The organism is Paraburkholderia sp. BR10872 (assembly GCF_040965835.1).
Taxonomy (GTDB): Bacteria; Pseudomonadota; Gammaproteobacteria; order Burkholderiales; family Burkholderiaceae; genus Paraburkholderia; species Paraburkholderia nodosa_A.
The window spans coordinates 1-14613 of the sequence record NZ_JBFRCN010000043.1; the positions used below are offsets into that span (position 1 = coordinate 1).

10 protein-coding genes and 1 pseudogene are annotated in these 14613 nt (G+C 63.0%); 6 read left to right on the forward strand and 5 right to left on the reverse strand.

The window, feature by feature from the left end:
- Positions 1–177: pseudogene (locus tag AB4Y43_RS28170) on the forward strand (3-(3-hydroxy-phenyl)propionate transporter MhpT); the annotation flags it as partial.
- 19 nt (positions 178–196) lie between these two features.
- Here the strand turns inward: AB4Y43_RS28170 and AB4Y43_RS28175 are convergent.
- The 3 genes from AB4Y43_RS28175 to AB4Y43_RS28185 form a co-directional block, all read right to left on the reverse strand.
- Complete coding sequence (locus tag AB4Y43_RS28175) at positions 197–1153, reverse strand: 2Fe-2S iron-sulfur cluster-binding protein (protein ID WP_368729291.1); 957 nt, start codon at positions 1151–1153, stop codon at positions 197–199.
- A gap of 64 nt (positions 1154–1217) precedes the next feature.
- The gene (locus AB4Y43_RS28180) at positions 1218–2270 is read right to left on the reverse strand and encodes a Rieske 2Fe-2S domain-containing protein (protein WP_368684295.1); all 1053 of its coding nucleotides are present in this window, start codon (positions 2268–2270) and stop codon (positions 1218–1220) included.
- Between the two features lie 105 nt (positions 2271–2375).
- A complete protein-coding gene (locus AB4Y43_RS28185; protein WP_254355476.1) occupies positions 2376–3146 on the reverse strand; it encodes a GntR family transcriptional regulator in 771 nt (256 codons plus the stop codon).
- Between the two features lie 274 nt (positions 3147–3420).
- On the opposite strand from AB4Y43_RS28185, the gene AB4Y43_RS28190 reads away from it, so the two are divergent.
- The 5 genes from AB4Y43_RS28190 (at position 3421) to AB4Y43_RS28210 (ending at position 12107) form a co-directional block, all read left to right on the forward strand.
- Complete coding sequence (locus tag AB4Y43_RS28190) at positions 3421–4698, forward strand: MFS transporter (RefSeq protein ID WP_342948205.1); 1278 nt, start codon at positions 3421–3423, stop codon at positions 4696–4698.
- 120 nt (positions 4699–4818) lie between these two features.
- Positions 4819–5931 (forward strand): porin, encoded by a 1113-nt coding sequence (locus tag AB4Y43_RS28195; RefSeq protein ID WP_368729292.1) that lies wholly within the window; start codon positions 4819–4821, stop codon positions 5929–5931.
- A gap of 399 nt (positions 5932–6330) precedes the next feature.
- Complete coding sequence (locus AB4Y43_RS28200) at positions 6331–7566, forward strand: MFS transporter (protein WP_342948203.1); 1236 nt, start codon at positions 6331–6333, stop codon at positions 7564–7566.
- A gap of 336 nt (positions 7567–7902) precedes the next feature.
- Complete coding sequence (locus AB4Y43_RS28205) at positions 7903–9147, forward strand: ABC transporter substrate-binding protein (protein WP_368729325.1); 1245 nt, start codon at positions 7903–7905, stop codon at positions 9145–9147.
- The gene (locus AB4Y43_RS28210) at positions 9144–12107 is read left to right on the forward strand and encodes an EAL domain-containing protein (RefSeq protein ID WP_368729293.1); all 2964 of its coding nucleotides are present in this window, start codon (positions 9144–9146) and stop codon (positions 12105–12107) included. Before AB4Y43_RS28205 ends, AB4Y43_RS28210 begins: the two co-directional genes overlap by 4 nt.
- A 177-nt stretch (positions 12108–12284) precedes the next feature.
- On the opposite strand, the gene AB4Y43_RS28215 is transcribed toward AB4Y43_RS28210, so the two are convergent.
- A complete protein-coding gene (locus AB4Y43_RS28215) occupies positions 12285–13076 on the reverse strand; it encodes a 3-hydroxybutyrate dehydrogenase (RefSeq protein ID WP_368729294.1) in 792 nt (263 codons plus the stop codon).
- A gap of 24 nt (positions 13077–13100) precedes the next feature.
- Complete coding sequence (locus AB4Y43_RS28220; RefSeq protein WP_342948202.1) at positions 13101–14501, reverse strand: GntP family permease; 1401 nt, start codon at positions 14499–14501, stop codon at positions 13101–13103.
- Between the last annotated feature and the right edge of the window lie 112 nt (positions 14502–14613).

A 14613-nucleotide genomic window follows, 5' to 3' on the forward strand; every position in this document is an offset into this window, starting at 1 on the left:
GGCGTGGGCGCGGCAGTGGCGGTGGGCCGCGTAGGGTCGATCGTCGGTCCGCTCGCGGCAGGGCAGTTGCTGGCGGGCGGCGCGAGCGCCACGACGGTGATAGGCGCAAGCGTCCCGGTTACGGTGGTGGCGGCGCTCGCCGCGCTGCTCGCGGTGAAGCGAGCGCGCGAATCCTGATGGGCGCCGCCGCGCCGTATCAGAGGTCGAGCACGAGCATGGGCGAGCGCGAGCGCGAGCAGCACGGCAGCAGCTGGTCGTTGGCGGCGCGCTCCTCGTCGGTCAGGTAGAGATCGCGATGGTCCGGCTCGCCGGATAGCACGCGCGTGATGCAGGTGCCGCATACGCCTTGCTCGCATGAGACCGGCACCTCGACGCCGCCCGCGCGCAACGCTTCGACGATGGTCGTGCCGGCCGGGATGTCGATCACGCGCTGGCAGCTCGCGAGGGTGACCTGGAAGGCGCCGTTCGTGTCGGCGTTCGCGCTCGCGCCTGCTTGGGCCGCGCCGAAGTACTCGCGGTGCACGTTCTGCGCGGGCCACCCCGCGCTGGTTGCGGCTGCGAGCACGGCGTCGATGAAGCCCGCAGGGCCACATACGTAGGCATGCTTACCGTCGTGCGGAGCGCCAAGCACGCGCGCGAGGTCGATGCGTGCATCGGCGCCTTCGCTGTCGAAATAGAAGTGCGTGTGCTCGGCAAAACCCGCTTCGGCAAGACGCTCGCGAAAGGCGGCGCGCTGTGGGTCGCGCGTGCAGTAGTGCAGTTCGAACGGGCGGCCTTCCTCACGCAACTGCTCGGCCATGGCGATGAGCGGCGTGATGCCGATCCCGCCCGCGAGCAGGATGGTATGCGTGGCTTGTTCGTCCAGCGGGAAATGATTCTTCGGGCTGCTGATTTCCAGGTTCGTACCGGCGTCGAGCGCGTGCATCGCAACGGAGCCGCCGCGCGAAGCCGGGTCGCGCAACACGCCGATGTGGTAGGCGCCATGAACGGAGGGACGGTTGCAAAGCGAGTACTGGCGCACGAATCCATCCACATGGACGTCGATGTGCGCGCCCGCCGCGAATGCCGGAAGCGGTGCGCCATCGGCGCTCGCCAGTTCGAACTCGCAGATATCGGTGGCGACGGGAATCTTGCGCAGAAGGGTGACTTTCATGATGCGTTGGGGCAAGGGAAGGAGAGCGGCCGCGCGTGCCCGCGCGACCGTGGCTTTGGTCGAATCAGTCCGTTGCGGCAGTGGCCGTTGTGTTGCGTTCTGCGGCGATCAGCCGGTCGAGCACGCGGCGCGACTGCACGCCGCCGGCGTCGATGTTGAGGCTCAGAATGCGGCGTTCGGGCCACGTGAGCAGATTGCGCTGCTGCGATTCGAGCATCTCGAGATCCTCCGAGAAGATCTTGCCCTGGCCCGTGCGGATCGTTTCGGTGAGCGCGTGATCGTGCACGGCGAAGCTGCGCGCCATGCCCCAGAAGTACCAGATCGACGTTTCGGTTTCCGGCGTAATGAAGTCGACGACGATGCTCGATGCCTTGTCGCGCGTATCGGCGTCATATCCGCCTTTGCCTGCGTGCGCCACGCCCACTTCGATCATCACGTGGCTGGGCGGCGAGAAGTGGCAAATTTGCCAGCGGTCGCAGGGCACGTTGTCGGCGAGGCCGTTGCCGCGCAGCGCTGCGGCCCAGAACGGCGGCGGCATGATGTTCTGCATGTAGCGGCTGGTGGTGACCACGTCGCCGTTGACCGTGGTCTTGGGCGGTGCTTCCTCGATCTCGGGCTGGCCGATGCTCGAGGCGTGCACGTAGGTCTCGTGCGTGAGGTCCATGAGGTTGTCGACCATCAGGCGATAGTCGCACTGGATGTGATAAAGGCCGCCGCCATACGCCCACGCGGGATTGTCGGCCCAGTCGAGGTGATGGATCTTCGCCGGGTCGGCTTGCGCCGCATCGCCGGGCCATACCCAAATGAAACCGTAGCGCTCGACCGCGGGATAGCTGCGCACGGACGGAATGCCGCCCACGCGCTGGCACGGCATGCTCACGCATTTGCCGCTGGCGCCCACGGTGAGGCCGTGATAGCCGCACACCAGATGCCCTTCGCGTACGCTGCCGAGCGAGAGCGGCGCGCCGCGATGCGGGCAGAAGTCTTCGAGCGCGGCGACGCCGCCTTCGGCCGTGCGCCAGAACACCATGCGCTCGCCGCAGATTTGCCGCCCAAGCGGCTTGCCGTCGATTTCATCGGGGGTGCATGCGACATACCATGCGTTTTTCAGGAACATATGTCTCCTCCAGGGCGCCTGGCTGCGCCTTCGTTCAGGGTGAGGGGCGGCACGCATGCCGCCGTTCGAATCAAGCCGTTTAGCGAGCGTGTATACCGCGCGCCACTAGCGCGGATTGCGGCGAATGAGATTGCCGCCAATCAGCCTCGTCATGGCGCGCTGGTTGTCGAGCACGCGCTTGAGGTTTTGATGGGCGATATGCGAATGCTCGCGCATCAGCGCTTCGGCGCGCGCGCCTTCACGGCTTTCGATCGCTTCGAGCACGGCGCGATGCTGGGCTTGCGCGACGATCAGCGTTTCGCGCGCACGCGGGTCGAGCGACTGCACGACGACGAACGCGCTGGCGGATGCAAACGGCAAGGTGGCGACTTTCTCGATCTGCCGCGCCACCACTTCGCTGTCGGAAGCCGCGGCCAGCAGCCGGTGAAAGCGGCCATTCGCTTCGACATAGCGGGAGAAGGTTTCTTCGCTCAACTCGCCCACGAGCAGTTCGTCGATCTCGTCGATGCAGTCGTGCAGGTCGCGGAACATCGAATGGGTGATGCCGCGCTCGGCGGCAAGGCGCGCAGCCAGCCCTTCGAGCGTGCCGCGCAGTTCGATCGAGTCGCGTATTTCATTTTCCGAAAACGAGCGTACGGCATAGCCGCCGCTCGGAATCGGTTCGAGCAGCCCTTCTTCCTGCAGGCGCATGAGCGCCGCGCGCACCGGCGTGCGCGAGACGCCAAGGCGCTCGACCACGGCCAGTTCGGAAATGCGCTCGCCCGGCGCGAGTTCGCCGCCGAGTATCAGTTCTCGCAGCCCGAGCTGGGCCTTGACGGTTTGCGAAGCGGCGGAGCCGGCGCGCGTGCTCGCGGGGGTGTCGTCGATGCCGTTCATGCGTAAGGAAGTGGTGAAAAGCGAATGGAGAAGCGGCCAGAGACTGCACCACGATGTGTACAGATTGTATACAGCGAATCGATCTATTCAATACAACTGTCGCGAAATACAGGGTAAACGTGGAAAAGTAAGCGGAAAGTAAAGAGAAATTGTGTACAACGAGGGTCTTTTTTGATTGACATCACTAGGTCAGGTTTCCTACGATCTCGCTCGAAGTTCGATAAACGAAGCGGAGTTCGTAATACGAACACGCAAGACAACCAAGGAGACAAACGTGACGAGGCAGGCCCAATCACATCATCCGCACGAACCACACGATCTGAAAAACGAACGCAGGACGCTGGTCCTGCTCGCCATCGGCTTCGGTCTGGTCGGGCTCGATCGCTGGATGATCGCGCCGCTCTTTCCTCACATGATGAAAGACCTCAACCTGAGCTACCAGCAGCTCGGCCAGTTGATCGGCATTCTCAGCATTGCGTGGGGCGTGTTCTCGATCCTCATGGGCCGCCTGTCCGACCGCATCGGCCGACGCAAGATCATGATCGCGGCGATGGTGATGTTCTCGCTGCTCTCCAGCTTCTCGGGTTTCGCGACCGGCTTCGCAAGCCTGCTGCTAATTCGCGCGCTGATGGGCGTCGCGGAGGGCGCATTCACGCCCACCAGCGTGGCCTCCGTGGGCGAGGCCTCGCATCCGTCGCGCCGCGGGCGCAACCAGGGGCTGCAGCTCAGCATGTTCGCGCTGATGGGCCTGGGCCTCGCGCCGATCATCGCGACGCAGTTGCTACGCGTCGTGCCGTCGTGGCACTGGGTGTTCGCGGTTTCCGCGGTGCCGGGCCTCATCGTGGCCGTGCTGATCGCGACGATGTTGCGTGACGCGCCGCAAATCAAGCCGGTGCACGCGGCGGTTGCGCACGCAACGGGCGGCCCGCGCTGGAGCGCGCTCTTCGCCAGCCGCAATGTCGTGCTAGCCATGCTGGCCACGCTGTGCGCGATGGCGGGCATCTTCGTGATCGGCGCGATGGTGCCCAACTATCTCGTGGACTATCTGCATCTCGACACCGCGCAGATGGGCTTTGTCGTGTCGGCGATCGGCTTCGGCGGCTTTCTCGGCGAGTTCGGCCTTGCCAGTCTCTCCGACGTTGCGGGGCGGCGGCTGACTTCGGTCGTCTCGTTCGCGGGCGCGGCGATTTCGCTCTATGTATTCGCCCGCGTCGGCGCGAACCCGTGGATGCTCTTTGCCGTCCTGTTCGTCGTTTCGTTCTTCGCGCTTGGCATGCTGGGCGTCCTCACCGGGCCGATCGCGACTGAAGCTGCGCCCGCGGGGCTAGTCGCCTCGGCCATCGGCATTACTTCGGGTGCCGGCGAGATTTTTGGCGGCGGCATCGCGCCGGCGATTGCCGGTTATGTCGCGCAGCACGACGGCATTCAGTTCACGCTGCAGTTCGCGCTCGGCGGGCTCATTTGCGGCATCTTCGTTTCGATGTTCCTGATCGAAACCGCACCGCGCGCGCTGGCACGCCGGTCGGCTCCGGTCGCACTGCAATCCGACTGATGTCGCGGTGACGGCGCCCCGGCGCCGTTACGTTTTCCTGAAGTTCGACGATTATTTCAATTAATAAGGCATCCGTAATAAAAGGATGCCGACAAAGAGATCAAGGTAAAGGAGACGTCAATGAAGAGCCTCGCACTGTGGTGCACGGCGGTATCGGTCATGGCTTGCGCCCAGGCACATGCGGAAGGCGGCCCGGCAGGCGACAGCGTGTTGCTGTACGGCATGGTGGACGCGGGCGTGTCGTGGGTCAGCAACCAGGGCGGCCACTCGGTGGTGAAGTTCGACGACGGCATTTTCACGCCGAACCTGCTTGGGATACGCGGGCGCGAAGATCTGGGCGGCGGCTTGCACGCGGTGTTCGATCTCGTCGATCAATTTTCGATGGGGACGGGTTCGATCGTCTCGGGACAAGGAATCTTCGGGCGCAACGCCTACGTTGGCCTCGACAGCGACCAGTACGGCAGGCTCACGATGGGCAATCAATACGACTTCATGACCGATTCGCTGTTTTTCGGCCACGACGACGCGGCGATGGAAGTCGGGGGCCTCTACAACTTCCGCGCGGGCCCGTTTGCGAAGATCGCGATTCCGGGCAACCCACCCTTCGCGCAGCAGTTCGACTGGGACCGCATGGCCGGCGCCACGGTCGAGAACTCGGTCAAGTATCAATCGCCGAAGTTTGCCGGATTCAGCTTCGGCGGCCTGTACGGCTTTGGTGGCATTCCGGGCGCATTCGGACGCGGCAATACGGTCAGTGCCGGCGCGAATTACACCAACGGCGCGTTCGGTATGGCGGCCGCGTACACGGAAGCCAAATATGTGGAGACCGGCGAACCCGATGTCGGCATTCGCAACTGGGGCGTGGGCGCGCACTACGACTTCGGCAAGGTCATGGCGACGCTGCTGGTGACGACCGTGCGCAACACCTTCAACGGCGGCGCCATTGCCCAGGCCGAGGCCGGCGCGAACTGGCTGCTCGCGCCAGACTGGGCGATTGCCGCCGACTACATGTACATGAAGGGCAACGCGTATCTCGACAACAATCACGCGCACCAGATCACGGCCATCGTCGATCACTTCCTGTCCAAGCGGACGGTCGTGTATGTGGAGACCGTGTATCAGCGCACGAACGCCGGGGCTCAGGCGCTGATCAGCGGCGTGCTCGACCCCAACGGTACGTCGAGCGGTCCTAACCAGTTCATCGCCCGCGTTGGCGTGCAGACGCGGTTTTGAACCCAGGCGCCTGCGAGCGCCTCGCTTGACTTGATGGACCGGTTTTCCGGCAATTCCTCACGGGGCGCTTTCCCGGCGCCCTTAGTCTCCTGTCCAGTGACCAGCAAAGCATCTATTCGATGCCTATATTGTCCCCAGAAAAATATCGTTTATTTTTCCGGCTCTGAAATGACATAATCACCGCCCCGCCGGCCCGCGCGAGGCAGGCCGCGTCACATTCCATTCATAACCCTTTTGTCGACCCCGCTAATCGCAGGGCCGCACGCGCTTCTTTATTTGATGTTAATTTAAACGTCATTCCCGATTGACCATTTAAGCGGCGATTTTCCCCATTTTTTGGTGCGAAATTGCCGAACAATGGCTTTTATTATTCGCCACATACAAAACAGTCATCGAAACATGAACGACCGTTCTCCCAATCTCGCGCCCGCGCCGCTCGAAGAGACGACACTGCGCCAGTGGCTGTCAGTCTTGGCCGTGGCGATCAGCGCATTTGCGTTCGTGACGTCCGAATTTTTGCCGGTCGGTTTGCTCACCGAGATCGCCCGCGACCTCGGCGTGACGCCGGGTACTGCCGGACTCATGGTGACCACGCCGGGCGTAATGGCGGCGATCTTCGCGCCGGGCCTGATGATGTTTGCCGGCCGCATGGACCGGCGTCAAGTCTTTCTCCTGCTCACGGCCATGCTGCTCGCGTCGAATATCGTCTCCGCGCTTGCGACGAATTTCGCGTTCATGCTGGTTGGCCGCGCGATGCTCGGCGCGGCGCTCGGCGGATTCTGGACGCTTGCGACTGCAGCGGCGGGCCGCCTCGTGCATACGAGCGACGCCCCGCGTGCAACGGCGATCATCCTGACCGGCGTGACCTTCGCGACGGTGATCGGCGTGCCGCTCGGCACCTTTATCGCGGGTTTCGCGTCGTGGCGCATGTCGTTCTTCGTGACGGGCGGCCTCGTCGCGCTCGCGCTCGTTGCGCAGGCGCTGCTGGTGCCAACGCTTCCTTCCGCCGCCGCATTGCGTCTTGCCGATTTCGCCACGCTGCTGCGTCGCCCGCATGTGCGTCTGAGCATGCTGATGGTGGCGCTCGTGTTCGGCGCGCATTTCTCGACGTACACGTTCATCGCGCCGCTGCTCCAGCAGGACTTCTCGATGAGCGCCATCACGCTGCTGCTGCTCGCGTTCGGCGTGATCGGCTTTTTCTCGAACGCGCTGACTTCGGCGGTCGTTGCCACGCGCCTGAAGCTCGCCGTGGCGACGATGACGGCGCTGCTGTTGTGCGCGCTCGCAGCGATGATTCTGCTCGACCACGTGCGAATTGGCGAGATCGCGGCGATGCTGATGTGGGGCGTGGCGTTCGGCGCGATTCCGCTGTGCTTCTCCGTGTGGATTCAGCGCGGCACGGCCGATCTTGCCGAAGCGGGCTCGGCGATGTTCGTGAGCGTGATCCAGGTGGCGATTGCGCTTGGCTCGTCAGTGGGCGGCACGATCGTGGACCGCGCGGGCATACGTGCCGATCTGGTGCTCGGCTGCGCGCTCGCCGTGTTCGGACTCGTGACGCTGCATCGGCTTGCGGCAATGGAGCGGCCGGCGCGGGTCGCGGCGCTCGAATGCGAATGCAGCCCGTCGCTCGATTGAAACGATCGCAACGATTGATTCGAAAGCGACGCAAGGCGGCGAGCCATCGACCTCGCCGCGCCGCGCTCCGGGTCTGCGCAAAGAGACCCGCTGCTATTGCACCACGTTAGCGCATCGCGCCGCGCTAACGTTTGCGAACGGGCATGATCGTTCGTCCGCAAGGCTCGCCAATTGTCGCGTGCCACGCTCACGCGCAACCCCCTCAAGTGACGCCCGGTTTCGGCCGATATGCAATGTGGTTCCCCTGCGTTCCGCGGGGTCCGCCATTCCCGAACTGAAAGCGAGCGTTACGTGCACGGAATCAAGTTTGCCTGGCTGTGGTCCGGTCTGATCGGCATGCTTTTGCTCCTGGGTTGCGATCAGCAGAACGGCGCCCAGAGCAGCAAGGCCGCGCCGGCACGGACCACCATCACCGCGCTGATCTGGGCGCCGGACTGGCCGGAGGAGATGCTCCAGATCGCCGCCGGGTTCGACAAGCTCAATCCCGATCTGCACGTGAACGTGCAGTTCATGGTCGGCAACTCGATCGAGGAGAACATCAAGCCGCGCGTGGCGGCGGGCACGCTGCCCGACCTCGTCAGCATCAATCCGAACGCCTATGCCGCCGAGCTGGCCGACCAGGGCGTCCTGACCGATGTCCGCCAGAGCGCCGCATGGAAGAACATGCTCGATCCGCTCAGGGCTGACTGGACCAGTCGCGAAGGCAAGGGGTTCGGCATATCGGGTGGCGTGGCGACGACGATGATCTATTACAACCGCGCCATGTTCGCCAAGGCCGGCATCGACACGCTGCCGACGAATTTCGATGAGTTCCTGGCGGTGTGCGCGAGGCTCAAGCAGGCGGGCATGATTCCGGTGATGTGGAGCGGCGGCTTTCCGAACATGCTCGGCAACGGGCCATTCGCTTCAGGCTTTGCCAATGATGTGGTCGCGCGCGAGCCCAACTGGAAAGAGAAAATGGCGGACGGCACGCTGAACCTCGATACGCCGGAGGCGGCCGATATCTTCGCCAAAATCGCATTGATCCCGGAGCGCGGTTACGCGCAGCCGTCGTTCATGACGACGGGGTACGACGAGGGCATTCGCCTTTTCAAGGAAGGCAAGGTGGCGATGGCGTTCCAGGGCAGCTGGTCAGCAGGACTCATGCTGCATGGAAACGATTTCTCGGTGGGCGTGTTCGTGCCGCCCTGGAACGCGCGCGGCGAACGCGTCGTGCCGGTGCTCGGCAGCGAAACGGGCTTTGCCGTTTGCGAAACGCCCAACAAGGCCGCGGCCATGCGTTTTCTGGAATTCATCGCCGGCAAGGGGTTTCCGATTCTTCAGCGGAAACGCCACAACATTTCGCCGTTCCAGAAAGGCATGGGGACCGTGGTGAGCGACGTGGAGATCGTCGACTACACGAACGCGCTCAGCCGTTATCCCGTCACGGCAAGCCCCTATTATTCGTCGCTTCCTTCCAATACGATTGAGTTGGTGCATGAATTGATGCAGGATGTGCTGCTCAGGAAAATTACACCCAGGCAGGCTGCGCAGCGCCTGGATAACTCGGTCAAGACTGAAGCGAAGATGCACTACAAATGAATGCAATCTCCGCACTGCTGCGACGCGCTTTCGACTACCTCTGCCAGGATTTGCTTCGACGCGTCGAGATTCGCTATCGACTGATCGCCGCTTTCATTCTGTTGGCGCTGTTGCCCATTATCATTTCGGGCTGCATTTCCTATGTGAAGTCGATCGCGGCGATCAAGGAAAATGCGGAGATATTTTCGAAAGAGGTGGTGAGGCAGGTTTCGAGAAATGTCGAGCTGCGCATGCACGAGATCGAAACGGAAAGTAATCTTCTCGTGCTTTCGGACCGGGTCCAGGGCGCACTGGCGAGAGCGGCGAGCGGCAGTGCGATGGAGCAGAGCGAGGCGCGCGAGGACATGACGCGTTTGCTGCTCGAGCATTATGGGTCGGTCGATTTCATCAACCAGAAATATTTGCTCGACCAGAAAGACCGGATTCTGGATACGCAGGCATTTGCGCAGTTGACTTCGGGTGTGACGGCGCTCGTCGGCATTGCGGAAGAATCGCATGAACGCACCTACTGGGGCAGCTACGACGATGGCGTGGGCCAGCAGAACCTGGGAATGGTGCGCGCCATCTACAACAAGAGCGACAACGCGAAGATCGGCAGTCTGGTTCTGGTCGTTCGCCCCGAATACTTCTCGACGATTTTCAACGACGTCGCGACGGGCAGCGGAACAGAGATTTACGTATTCGATGCGAGCGACAACAAGATCATCGTGGTTCCGAATCACGCCTCGTCGCCCAACCCGGGCGCCGCACCCGAGCCCGGCCTGATCGAGGATATCGCGCGCCACCGCGTATCGGGCGAGTCGAGCCGGTTCGTCAATTTCGCGGCAAAGCGCGGCGGGCATTATCTTGCCGCCTACGCGCGCATTCCCGGCACGAGCTGGTTCGTGGTCAGCACGATCGCCGAACGGAATCTCACCGCGGAGGCGCAGGCCGTACGCAACCAGATCGTGGTGGTCGGCATTTCCGGGTTTCTGCTTTCCATTTTCCTTGCCTACTTTATTTCGTACAGCATTTCGGCGCCGCTCCAGGATCTGGTGCGCCGCATGCACGACACTGGCGAGGATGCCGGCGCCGTCGAGGACGATGGCAAGGACGGGGAAGGCCCGCCTGGCGGACCGGACGAACTGGCGCGGCTGGCGCAGCGCTTCGAGCGGATGCGCACGGCGATCAGGCAGAAGATTCACAAGATCAACGAAATCAATGCGTCGCTCGAACAGACTGTCGTCGACCGGACGGCGGAACTCGTCGCCCGCGAACGGGAGTCGCGCACGCTGATCGAGAATTCGCCCGATACGATCACGCGATATGACCGCGAGCTGCGCCGCATCTTCGCCAATCCGGCCTTTTGCACGTCGGCGGGATGCGATCTCGCCAGCGTGCTCGGCAAGCGGCCTTCGGAGCTTCCCGGCGGCGCCAATGCGCTGGTCTACGAAAGGAAGATCGGCGAAGTCATCGCGACGGGAAAAAGCGCGCAGTTCGAACTGCGGTGGGCAGGAAAGGACGGGCAGGAGCAATGCACTCACATTCGCATCACGCCTGAGATCGATCGTTCCGGCCATGTCACTTCGGTGCTGGCAGTCGGTCGCGACCTCTCCGACCGGATGGCGTTCGAGGCGACCATCTGGAAGCAGGCCAATTTCGATGCGCTGACGGGTCTGCCTAACCGGCAGCTCTTTCACGATCGTCTTACCGAGGAGGCCGCGCTCGCGCGCCGTTCGCAAAGGCGCGTGGCCCTGATGTTGATCGACCTCGACCGCTTCAAGGAGGTCAACGACTCGCTGGGGCACGACCGCGGCGACGTGCTGTTGATCGAGGCTGGTCGCCGCATCAGCGCGTGCGTGCGCAATCTGGATACCGTCGCGCGACTGGGCGGCGACGAGTTCACGGTGATCTTGCCCGATCTCGAAGACATGGACGCGGTCGAGCAGACCGTGCGCAATATCAATCGCAAACTGACTGAACCGTTCAAACTCGGCGCGGACGAGGTCTACATTTCGGCGAGCATTGGCGTCACCGTTTTCCCCGACGACACGGTTGAACTCGACGCCTTGTTCAAGAACGCAGACCAGGCCATGTACGCGGCCAAGAATGCTGGACGCAACCGCTTCAGCTACTTCACGCCCGACATGCAGCTGGAGGCGGAAACGCGCTTGCGCCTGACCAGCGACCTGCGTTCAGCGTTGCCTCGCAATCAGCTTCGGCTGGTTTATCAGCCGGTCGTCGACCTGGCAACGGGCCGGGTCTGCAAGGCGGAAGCCCTGTTACGCTGGCTGCATCCGGAGCGCGGCATGATCAGTCCGCTGGAATTCATTCCGCTGGCCGAAGATACCGGCCTGATCATTCCCATCGGCGACTGGGTGTTCAGGCAAGCCGTGCAGCAAGCGCGCATCTGGCGTGAGCAATACGATCCGTCGTTCCAGATCAGCGTGAACATGTCGCCGGTGCAGGTCCGCCAGGACAGCACGGTCGGCGTGCGGTGGCACGACTATCTCGATCGCGAGGGCATGCCGGGGCAAAGCGTGGTGGTGGAAATCACTGAGGGGCTGCTGCTGCAGGCCGAATCGAATATCGACGAGCGGTTGCTCGATTTCCGTCTGGCGGGCATCGGTATTTCGATCGACGACTTCGGCACGGGCTATTCCTCGCTGGCCTATCTCAAGCGCTTCGACATCGATTACCTGAAAATCGATCGGTCGTTTGTCCAGAACCTGAGCGTGGACGAAAACAATCAGGTGCTCTGCGAGGCGATGGTGGTGCTCGCACACAAGCTGGGAATCCAGGTCATCGCCGAAGGCGTGGAAACCGTCGAGCAACGGGATTTTCTCAAGTCGATGGGCTGTGATTTCGCGCAGGGCTATTTGTACTCGAAGCCGATCGAGCCCGAGCAGTTCGAACAGGTGGTTTGGTCATTGATCGCGGAAGGCGCGGCGGCCGGGCAGGAGCGAAGCAATCGCAAATGAATCGATACGGCAGCATCGTATCGACTCACTGCGGAACGATACGAAATAATCAGCCAGCATATAAATCGGCGCGCTCAGGTGTTCTGTACGAAAACGTACGGAATACGCACGCCATGAAACTGCGGCGCATGGCGCGCGATTGACGCGTCGTACGTCGTTCGCGCGCCGCTGCCGTTTTTACTGCGCGAGCCAGCCGCCATCCACCTTGAGTTCGGCGCCGCGCATCTCGTTCGCCGCTTCCGAGCACAGGAAGGCCGCTACGCCACCGATTTGCTCGACCGTCGCAAAGCTTGCCGACGGTTGCTTTTCGCCGAGCAGTTTCAGCGTGGCGTCTTCGACGGAGATGGCCTCGCGGTGAGCCAGGTCATCGATCTGCTTCTGTACGAGCGGCGTGAGCACCCAGCCCGGACAGATCGCGTTGACGGTCACGCCGCTGCGCGCGGTTTCCAGTGCGGCGACCTTGGTGAGCCCGATCACGCCATGCTTGGCCGCGACATAGGCCGACTTGCCGACCGAGCCCACGAGCCCATGTACCGACGCGATATTGATCACGCGTCCCCAACCCGTTGCGCGCATGATGGGAAGCGCTGCGCGCGTCGCGTGAAACGTCGCGCTCAGATTGATCGCGATGATCTGGTCCCAGCGATCCACCGGGAAGTTCTCGATCGTTTCGACGTACTGAATGCCCGCGTTGTTGACGAGAATATCGAGCCCGCCGAACGTGCTTGCCGCGAAAGTCACGAGGGCTTCGATCTCGGCAGGACGGCTCATGTCCGCGTTGTGATGCACGGCGCGCACGCCGGTCGCTTCGATTTGCGCGAGCGCGGCCGCCGGATCGCCGAAACCGTTCACGACGATATTGGCGCCAGCGCGAGCCAGCGCCGTCGCAATGCCGAGACCGATGCCGCTGGTCGAACCGGTGACGACGGCGGTCTTTCCGGCGAGGGGGAGCGTGTTGGGGAGATGCATGGGTGGGCCTGGTGTAGTTGCCGGTTAGACGATGCCGGTCAGGTAGAACACGGCGATGACGAAGAAGACCGCGAGCGTTTTGATGATCGTCACCGCGAAAATGTCGCGATACGACTCGCGGTGCGTGAGGCCCGTAACCGCGAGCAGCGTGATGACCGCGCCGTTGTGCGGCAGCGTATCCATGCCGCCGCTCGCCATTGCCACCACGCGGTGCAGCACTTCCATCGGGATGTGCATGGCCTGCGCGGTCTTGATGAAGGTGTCCGACATGGCGGCGAGCGCGATGCTCATGCCGCCCGATGCGGAACCCGTGATACCCGCGAGCGCCGAAACCGACACGGCCGCATTCACGAGCGGATTCGGAATGGCCTTGAGCGCATTGCCGACCACGAGGAAGCCGGGCAGCGCCGAGATCACGCCGCCGAAGCCGTACTCGGATGCCGTATTGAGCGTGGCGAGCAGCGCGCCGCTCACTGCGGCCTTCGTGCCGGTCGCGAAGCGTTCCTTCACGCGGCCGAACGCCGTCACGATGACGAGCAGAATGCCGAGCAGCAGTGCGCCCTGCACGGCCCAGATGGCGACGACGCTCTTCACGGCCACCGTCACGGGCGCGTGCATGCCGGGCAGCACGTCGGGCGCGACGGTGAAGCTTTCGCCGTACCACTGCGGAATCCACTTCGTCAGCAGGAAGTTGGCGACGCCAACGAGCACGAGCGGCGCGATGGCCAGCGCCGGATGCGGCAGATTGCCGGTCTCGACGCGCTCCGGTTCGTTCACGAGCGACGTGCCATAGCCTTCGCCCTTCGCCATGGCGCTGCGGCGGCGCCATTCGAGGTACGTGAGACCGACCACGATGATGAAGATCGAGCCGATCACGCCGAGCCAGGGCGCGGCCCACGCGGTGGTCTTGAAGAACGTCGTGGGAATGATGTTCTGGATCTGCGGCGTACCGGGCAGCGAATCCATCGTGAACGTGAACGCGCCGAGCGCGATCGCACCGGGCATGAGGCGCTTCGGAATGTTGCTCTGGCGATAGAGTTCGGCGGCGAAGGGATACACCGCGAACACCACGACGAAGAGCGAGACGCCGCCATACGTGAGCAGCGCGCAGACCGCGACGATCACGGCATTGGCGCGCGAGCGGCCAATGTAGCGGATCGCGGCGGCCACGATCGCCTCGGAGAAGCCGGATAGTTCGATGACCTTACCGAACACGGCGCCGAGCAGGAAGACGGGGAAGTAGAGCTTGACGAAGCCGACCATCTTTTCCATGAAAATGCCGGAAAACACGGGGGCGACGGCGGAGGGATCGATCAGCAGCACGGCGCCCAGTGCGGCGATGGGCGCAAAGAGAATGACGCTGTAGCCGCGGTAGGCCACGAACATCAGGAACGCCAAAGCGGCGATCACAATCACAAAGGACATCTTGTCTCCAGTTGGTTTATTCGTGCAGGTCTGTTTGTTGTTCGCGCGCGCCGAAGCCGGCGCGACCGCGCAATAGAGCACGATGTGTGCCAGCGGGCGGAGAGCCTTGCGC